Source organism: Candidatus Nitrosopumilus salarius BD31 (assembly GCF_000242875.2).
GTDB classification, from domain to species: Archaea; Thermoproteota; Nitrososphaeria; order Nitrososphaerales; family Nitrosopumilaceae; genus Nitrosopumilus; species Nitrosopumilus salarius.
In genome coordinates this window covers 1-6,321 of record NZ_AEXL02000041.1, presented here as the reverse complement: position 1 = coordinate 6,321, position 6,321 = coordinate 1, and the positions used below count along the sequence as shown (strand labels likewise).

Sequence of the window (6,321 nt, the reverse complement as noted above, 5' to 3'; positions counted from 1 at the left end):
GACTATTGTTTGTATGGTTATTCTGATTTCATTGGTTGATGCAATTTTCACTTCATCCAGTGAAGATGAGATTACTCGTAGTCTATTGCTTGGTGTTATCGCTATGATTGCAGTTTTTGCAGTGATAGTAATTACTATCAACAAAAATCTTTCACGTCTAGTAAAAATGCGAACTGAAGAACTAGTTGAACAAAGAAACAATCTTGAAAATCTTGTAGAGGAAAAAACAGAGGCTCTATTGAAAACTGAACGTCTTTCTGCTATAGGAGAGCTATCTGGACGACTTGCTCATGATCTGAGAAATCCATTATCTGTCATGAAAATGTCTGTTGATTTGATTAAACAAAATCCCAAAGATACCAAAATTTCTGAACCAAATGTAACAAAACGACTTGATTTGATTGAAAAGAGTATAGATAGAATATCGCATCAAGTAGATGATGTTTTGGGATATGTTAGAAATTCCCCTTTGTCATTATCAAGCACTTCTTTACGACAACTAATTAAAAACTCAGTTGAGAAAATAAATATTCCCAGTGATGTGAATGTCACTGTTTCCAAAAAAGATGTATTAGTTGATTGCGATTCTGTGAAACTTGATGCTGTATTTATCAATCTAATCGTAAATTCAATTCAAGCAATGCCTGAAGGAGGAAATCTTGAGATTAAAATATTTGACCGTGATAACATGGCAATTATTGAGTTTATTGATACTGGTAAAGGCATACCTGATAATATTATTTCTAAAGTGTTTGAACCCCTATTTACTACAAAACAAAAGGGTACAGGTCTTGGTTTGGCAAGCTGTAAAAATATTGTAGAACAACATCAAGGAAAAATCACAGTTAAGAATAATCCTACTACCTTTACAATAATTTTGCCAAAATCAATATCAATTACAAATCTTCAAACCAAATAAAAATTATATTTTTTTTAGTAGAGTGAATCTTGATTTGTCAGGCTCTATATCCTTATGCATGTCAACGTTACTAACTACTCTGACTTTATAGTCTGACCATTTTTTTTCAATATTGCGAAATTTATGATTCTCATCAATTTGTTTTTCTGATACATCAAACTTTTCGCAATTCATTATGTATTTCCTGGCCACTCGATACATTTCTGAAATTCCTTTTTCTACTGTATCGTCATCTAAATAATTCAACAGTTGATGCGTAAATACAAAATCTATTGATGAATCTTCAAACGGTAAGTCTGTTATAGTTCCTTTCTTAAAATCTACAATACTTTTTTTCTCTTTTGCTATTGCCAGTGCTTTATCATTTAGATCGATTCCATGGATTTCAAATGTATCTGGAAATAATCTTAAATCAATTCCAGTACCGCACCCGATCTCTAAAACACTTTTGCATCGTAAGGAGGTAGCTAAATCCCTAGTAAATTTTGCAAATTCCTCATTATATCTTGCCTCATTTTCATCAGTGTATTTATCCCAAAATTCTTTGTTGTAATTCATATGATATTTTTCAATCATGGGTGTATTTGATATTAGTTGTTAGTGTTGACATTTACATGGTACAAGTTTTGTATCAAAAGTACAATCATGTGGCCCGTCTGATTTCCCTTGAGTGGGGATTTCTTTCATACAATCATCATGACGTCCTTTCCTACAAAACCAGCATATTTCATGAGTGTCGCCTGCCGCACATGAATCCATGTTCTTAATCTATTTTTGTGGGTAAAAAACTTCGTGGAATTCTAGATAAATGTTAACCATGGCAAGAATCTTTCATCTTTACCCATAACAACATCAGAAAATGATTTTTGTAATGCTTTAGTGATGTGACCCATATTGCCATTTCCAATCTTAACTTTATCTACTTGAGTTACTGATTTCACCTCTGCAGCAGTACCTGTCATAAAGATTTCATCAGCAGTGTAAAGATCATCTCGTTCTAGATTGCGCTCAATTACATAACCGCTATTTTCTTCAATAATTTGGATGATGCTATCTCTTGTAATTCCCTCCAAACCTCCTGCTGAAAGAGGAGGTGTCTGAATAATATCATCTTTTACAACAAAGATATTTTCTGCACTACCTTCAGCAATTTTTCCATGCGAATTTAACATGATCGCTTCATCATATCCATTTTCTAATGCTTCCATTCTTGCAAGTGCTGCATTTGCATAGTTTGATGCAGCCTTTGCTTGCATTGGCTGAGATCTTGAATCGATTTTAACCCAGCTTGAAACTTTACATTTTGCTCCTGAAAATTTACCTGCTTTTGATTCACCCATCTTCCATTCCCAACATGCAATTGAAACATCAACTTTGTTTTGAGTAGGAGTTAACCCCATTGTTCCATAACCATAGTAAGCTAATGGTCTGATGTATGATTCTTTTAATCCACTGGTTTTTACAGTTTTTACTATGGCATCTGAGATCTCTTTTTTAGTATATTGCATTTTCATTGAATATAATTTTGCAGATTTGAAAAATCTATCAACATGTTCTGGTAATCTAAATATTGCAGACCCCTTTGGTGTGTTATAACATCTAATTCCTTCAAATATTGATGTTGAATAATGTAAAGCATGAGTAAGAACATGAACTTTAGCATCTTTGAATGGTACTAGCTTTCCATTCATCCAGATCTTACCAATTTCTTGCATAGGAGTGCAAAAAAACACAGCTAATTTAAAGAATTATCTTTTAACCCATTTTTCTCAGCATTTGAAACCTACATATCTTATGAATGAAAAGTTCTGATATGGAATGGACTTTGGGATTTGGTGGAATTGCCCTTCTAGTTATAGGTCTGATTGGGCAGGCATTTGAAATGAGAAAAATACGTATGACCACTTACAAAGATGAGGATTTAGGCTCAGTCAATATTTTCATGAACCGGAAGAATTTCAAGTGGTATGCAATACTTGGTATTGGAATTGTTCTGTGGTTTTTAGCTGAGCGTGTGTAAAATGATCTATATAGATCAGCTCTAAATACTAGGAAATGCAATGTATAATATCGCGTGTTTTGGGTAACGCCGGACTAAATCTAGATAATGGTCCAAGAATAAACCCATGTTGGTGTTTACAGGTGAAAACCCGTAACACCTCTCTTTCACTAAATAAAATTAATATCTGAAATCTCTTGGTGAATTGCTTTGATGGCTTTTCTAATGTTATCATCTGCATCTTCTACAACGATAATTATCCGTGATGTCTCTTCCTGTGCATCCATATTCAAAATATTTAACCCTGATTCACCAATCTTTGCACTCGTTCTTGATGCAACTTGCTGAACTCGCCACATCTCATCTCCAATCAATGTAATAACACCTCTATTGTATGTAATAGTGGCAAGAGGATCAAAACCTAACAAATATTTTTCATTTCTTTTAACATACTCTCCATCTAAGAACAATATTCTTGAAAATTCAATACCATCTTTTGTAAATGGTGATAAAATTACAAATTCACTATACCGTTTATCTTTTTCCAACGATGTCAATAATTTTTGAACTGAATTAGTTTCGATTCTAAAAATTGCACAATTTTCTTTACCTGTGACAATCTTTATTGGATGTCCTTTCTGTTTTTCCAATTCTCTTTTTATTGTAGTTATTTTTCCTGGATTTTTCATATTTGTAATGGTAATTGGCATGTCTACCCCGTTTTCTACAATTTCTTTTATTGCAATAGGATCTAATATTTTCATTCCAAACATTCCTGCAAGTCTTGCTTCGTTGTATGATAATTGATTTACTTCCCTTAACTCTGATTCTACGATTTTTGGATCTGCAGAAACTACAGAACTGTCTTTTTCAAAATCCACACTTGTTTGGTACTTCTTATGAAATAGTATTCCTAGATCTGCAGCAGTTCTGTCTGAACCGCCCCGCTCATATGTGGTGGTAATGTTATCAACTGTTTTTCCAATAAATCCACCAATAGTGACAACTTCATTTTTTTCCACCAGTTCTGCAGTTTTATCCATCCTTTCTCTAGATTCTGCCGTGAGAAAGTTTGTAAATTCAATATTGTTATCTGTAATTATAGGCCAATCCTCAAAATTTACGGCGTCAGACTTTATCCCATTACTTCTCAAAATGTGGTTCATTACATGTGACATTAGGATCTCACCTGAGAATGCTAATGCCCTAGAACGTACCTCATCTGCAAATTCTTTGCTTTCAAATGCATCGTCAAGGGCTTTCTGTGCCTTTTCTAGATGATTTTTAATCTCGTTTTCACAGTTTTCTCTATTTTCAGAATTTACAATTTCTAGAATTTTTTGATATGCTGATTTTACGACTTCCAATGTTGGTTTTATTCCATTTTTTGCATTATCACCCTGTTCTAAAATTATGTCAGTCAGTGAACGTTTCTTCCCGTTATGGATTGTTAATGGGGCTGAAAAAACAGTAATTACTTTGGAATCTTTCTTCAATTCGTTAACACGCTGAATAATTTTTGGAATGAATGAGCCATTTGGGCCTATTGCACTCCCACCAAATTTAGCAACTACCAGTCTAGTCATAGTACTTTATCAAAACTCAATTACCTTCTATTAAGCATTTGATTATTTACTCATCAAATTTTTAATGATATCTGATGCAATCTTTGCACCATCTGTCTTCACTTGATTTCTTTTCTCTTCTAGTTTTTCTAGAATTAACACATCTAATTTTTTGATGTCTTCAAAAACAAATCCTTGTTCTCTTGCATTATCTTCTTGTTCAAAATGACCCTTAATTGGTATGAATATTCCTGGAGTTCCATAAGCTCTGGCCTCATCAATAGTTGATTTTCCCGCCAACGAAATTATCAAATCGGCAGCAAAAACCACTTCGTGTAAATTATTAACAAATCCTAAATTTTCAACATTTTCAAATTTTTTATTGATTGCCGGACCTGAGACTAGAACAACTTGAACATCTTGATTAATTTTTGAAATAGCATTTAATGCTTCTTCGATAAGAAAAGCTCCTGCATCAGTACCTCCTATTGAAATAACTATTGTTTTTTTCTCAAATGAGAATTTTTCCCTGAGTTCTTCCCTTGAAAAATTTGTTTTTCTAACTATTGGCCCAACTCTTTTGATATTGTCTTGATCATCCCCATTTTCAGGAATGATCACCACATCACATTTTTTAATAATGCCATGCATCGATTTATTCATCTTTTTTTCAATAAATGATGTCAATCCCTTCGTAAAACGTGTCTCTAAAATATCTGTGATGAGGACTGTTTGAATTTTCATGTTTTGTGCATTGCTTAATGCTGCAAAATCTTCATCACTGATAATCAAATCTGGGTTATCTATTTTCAGAATTTTCTGTGAAATATTCTTACAATCTTTATAGTATTGATAATAATTCCACAACCATTTTGCTTGATTCTTAAGAGCTCCATCTTGTATGATAAATGAAGGTGGGTTATACACATCTTGTACTTTAAAATCTAAATTTTTTAAAATCTTTGCAGCTCCACTACCTGTAACAAAATTTGTAACATTATTTTCAAAATTGTTTACAATTGCAATATCACGAGTCACATGACCTAATCCAATCGGGCTGGAAAAAAAATCAAAAACATTCATGGATTTCTTTATTTTTCATCAAATTTCTAGATTCTTACATGTCTCAAAGTTTAAATGGTTTTTAGAAAGGTAGGTTTCTGGGCTCATAGTCCAGGTCGGTTATGACGTCGCCCTTACACGGCGAAGATCCGGGGTTCAAATCCCCGTGGGCCCATTTTTTCTTAATTTATCCAATCTTACAACAACTTTTACTTTGAAGACCTCTGGCAATCCACCAAATTGAAAATATTAGAACTCCAACTGAAACAAATTTCAGTTCTAATCCTTGCATCGGAAACAAAGACAATCCCCCAACCGCACCTAATATCACTGCTAAAGGCGCTGTGCATGCAGGACATCCAGGTGTAAATGCTGCAAACGCTCCTCCTAGTACAGCCGACGTGTTAGATTTTACAGAATTTATCATTTTCATTCTTTTCATCTTAAATGCCATCATAGCAAAATTGATCCCAGCTAAAGCTGATACTGCTATTGTTAATCCAACCGATGTTACAATGTACGAAGGCATTAACACCATTGTAGTATCTAAATGGGAAGGTAGCATTGACATTGTCAAAAAATAATAGATAATTCCTAATCCCAAACCACTAATTATTGCAATTGCTGCGTATCTTTTCGTAGTTAGTATGTTGGAGATTAATTGTAATTTACTTACCAAGTAGGATTATTTACAATTCATCATATTTTAACTATTTTTGATTCCCAGCCAAAGATTATTATCAATTAATCTCTTGGAATGAATGTGACTGAATTCT

8 protein-coding genes and 1 tRNA gene are annotated in these 6,321 nt (G+C 33.4%); 3 read left to right on the top strand and 6 right to left on the bottom strand.

The window, feature by feature from the left end; genetic code table 11:
* Nucleotides 1-919: sensor histidine kinase (locus tag BD31_RS01870; protein ID WP_008297669.1), on the top strand; the 919-nt coding region annotated here is incomplete at its 5' end.
* Nucleotides 920-922: 3 nt separating this feature from the next.
* Here BD31_RS01870 and BD31_RS01865 read toward each other — a convergent pair.
* Genes BD31_RS01865 through BD31_RS01860 form a run of 3 tightly spaced genes read right to left on the bottom strand, consistent with a single transcriptional unit; the run spans nt 923 to nt 2,634 of the window.
* Nucleotides 923-1,477, bottom strand: a complete 555-nt coding sequence (locus BD31_RS01865) for a class I SAM-dependent methyltransferase (RefSeq protein WP_048097348.1) — start codon at nt 1,475-1,477, stop codon at nt 923-925.
* A gap of 39 nt (nt 1,478-1,516) precedes the next feature.
* Nucleotides 1,517-1,678 carry a hypothetical protein gene (locus tag BD31_RS10220; RefSeq protein WP_008297656.1) on the bottom strand — a complete coding sequence of 54 codons (162 nt, stop codon included), beginning with the start codon at nt 1,676-1,678 and terminating at the stop codon, nt 1,517-1,519.
* A gap of 41 nt (nt 1,679-1,719) precedes the next feature.
* Complete coding sequence (locus BD31_RS01860; RefSeq protein ID WP_008297670.1) at nt 1,720-2,634, bottom strand: branched-chain amino acid transaminase; 915 nt, start codon at nt 2,632-2,634, stop codon at nt 1,720-1,722.
* A 98-nt stretch (nt 2,635-2,732) separates the two neighbouring features.
* Here BD31_RS01860 and BD31_RS01855 point away from each other — a divergent pair, with 98 nt between their 5' ends.
* Nucleotides 2,733-2,939: a hypothetical protein gene (locus BD31_RS01855; RefSeq protein WP_008297654.1), complete on the top strand. Its 207-nt coding sequence runs from the start codon at nt 2,733-2,735 to the stop codon at nt 2,937-2,939.
* 149 nt (nt 2,940-3,088) lie between these two features.
* On the opposite strand, the gene BD31_RS01850 is transcribed toward BD31_RS01855, so the two are convergent.
* The gene (locus tag BD31_RS01850) at nt 3,089-4,504 is read right to left on the bottom strand and encodes an amino acid kinase family protein (protein ID WP_008297658.1); all 1,416 of its coding nucleotides are present in this window, start codon (nt 4,502-4,504) and stop codon (nt 3,089-3,091) included.
* Nucleotides 4,505-4,546: 42 nt separating this feature from the next.
* Entirely contained in the window at nt 4,547-5,566 is a 1,020-nt protein-coding gene (locus BD31_RS01845; RefSeq protein WP_008297664.1) for a glycosyltransferase, read from the bottom strand.
* Nucleotides 5,567-5,645: 79 nt separating this feature from the next.
* On the opposite strand from BD31_RS01845, the gene BD31_RS01840 reads away from it, so the two are divergent.
* Nucleotides 5,646-5,720: transfer RNA gene (locus BD31_RS01840), tRNA-Val, on the top strand.
* Between the two features lie 12 nt (nt 5,721-5,732).
* Here BD31_RS01840 and BD31_RS01835 read toward each other — a convergent pair.
* The gene (locus BD31_RS01835; protein WP_008297666.1) at nt 5,733-6,224 is read right to left on the bottom strand and encodes a hypothetical protein; all 492 of its coding nucleotides are present in this window, start codon (nt 6,222-6,224) and stop codon (nt 5,733-5,735) included.
* Between the last annotated feature and the right edge of the window lie 97 nt (nt 6,225-6,321).

Coding starts and splice junctions, on each gene's coding strand:
- BD31_RS01865 (WP_048097348.1), bottom strand. CDS start 1,477: ATGAATTACAACAAAGAATTTTGGGATAAATACACTGATGAAAATGAG.
- BD31_RS10220 (WP_008297656.1), bottom strand. CDS start 1,678: ATGGATTCATGTGCGGCAGGCGACACTCATGAAATATGCTGGTTTTGT.
- BD31_RS01860 (WP_008297670.1), bottom strand. CDS start 2,634: ATGCAAGAAATTGGTAAGATCTGGATGAATGGAAAGCTAGTACCATTC.
- BD31_RS01855 (WP_008297654.1), top strand. CDS start 2,733: ATGGAATGGACTTTGGGATTTGGTGGAATTGCCCTTCTAGTTATAGGT.
- BD31_RS01850 (WP_008297658.1), bottom strand. CDS start 4,504: ATGACTAGACTGGTAGTTGCTAAATTTGGTGGGAGTGCAATAGGCCCA.
- BD31_RS01845 (WP_008297664.1), bottom strand. CDS start 5,566: ATGAATGTTTTTGATTTTTTTTCCAGCCCGATTGGATTAGGTCATGTG.